Here is a 1,032-nt window from a genome sequence, read left to right as displayed (position 1 = left end):
CTGCATCGTCAACTGTTTGCGCGCCTCAGCTGATTTCTGGCCGCCTTGACGGCCAGCGCCCCTTCCGCCGCCGTGCAGCATGGTCTAACCTGCCGGCAACCTGCAACCCAAGCGGAGAAAAACATGTCGCAGCGCCTGCACCTCGTCTTTGGTGGCGAATTGGTGGACCCCACGAAAACCGTCTTCAAGGATGTCGACAACATCGATGTGGTCGGGATTTTCCCCGACTATGCCAGCGCCTTTGCCGCATGGAAGGCCGTGGCGCAACGCACCGTTGACGATGCCCACACCCGTTATTTCATCGCTCACCTGCATCGCCTGCGCGATGAAGAGGCCGAAACCGGCCCGACTCAGGAACTGCAAAGCTGACACATTCCGGCGTGACAGGCCTACTGGCGCGCCTGCGCGGGTTGTTACCGGGGGCGGCGGACATCCCAACCGCCGGCACGCGACCCGCCCTTCTGCCCCCGGCCATCGACCGGCCGGGCGGCCCGCTTTTGTGGGTGCACCTGTCGTCGATAACGCCGATCGGTCCGCTGCGCGCCCTGCTGACCGCGCTGGACGAAGAATACGGCACGCTGAATTTCCTGATCAGCGGCCTGGGTGCCGAAGGCGCCGACCTGCCCAACCTGCCGGTTCTGCGCACCATGGCACCGGGAGAAAGCGCCGGATCGATCCGGACGTTTCTGGATCACTGGCGCCCTGATATGGCGCTGATGTTTTCAACCTATTCGCCGGCCATTGCCGAACTGAACCAGCGAACCATTCCGCTGTATCTGATCGCCGCCAACGGCACCGGCGCGGACAAGCCCGCCAAGGCGGCGCTGCGCCGGTTCGATCAGATTTTCGCCACGACCGAGGATCAGGCCGCAATCGCGCTAAAGCTGGGGGTTCCGCCCGACCGGGTTCAGGTCGTCGGCCCGCTGTGCGAAGGCCACCGCCCGCCCGCCTGCAACGATGTCGAGCGCGAGGATTTCTCGCGGCTGCTGGCCGGACGACCGACGTGGCTGGCGCTGAATACCAGCGCTGCCG

2 protein-coding genes are annotated in these 1,032 nt (G+C 65.0%); both read left to right on the top strand.

Annotated features, from left to right (window positions below; all coding sequences use genetic code 11):
* Positions 1 to 123 precede the first annotated feature (123 nt).
* Entirely contained in the window at positions 124 to 369 is a 246-nt protein-coding gene (locus tag ABYW26_RS14730) for a DUF4170 domain-containing protein (protein ID WP_372605672.1), read from the top strand.
* An 11-nt stretch (positions 370 to 380) separates the two neighbouring features.
* Positions 381 to 1,032, top strand: a 652-nt coding sequence (locus ABYW26_RS14725) for a glycosyltransferase N-terminal domain-containing protein (protein WP_372605671.1), incomplete at its 3' end; no start/stop codon positions are given.

The sequence above is a fragment of the Actibacterium sp. genome (assembly GCF_041584535.1).
GTDB lineage: Bacteria > Pseudomonadota > Alphaproteobacteria > Rhodobacterales > Rhodobacteraceae > Actibacterium_D.
This window is presented reverse-complemented; position numbering and strand designations above follow the sequence as displayed.

Coding starts and splice junctions, on each gene's coding strand:
- ABYW26_RS14730 (WP_372605672.1), top strand. CDS start 124: ATGTCGCAGCGCCTGCACCTCGTCTTTGGTGGCGAATTGGTGGACCCC.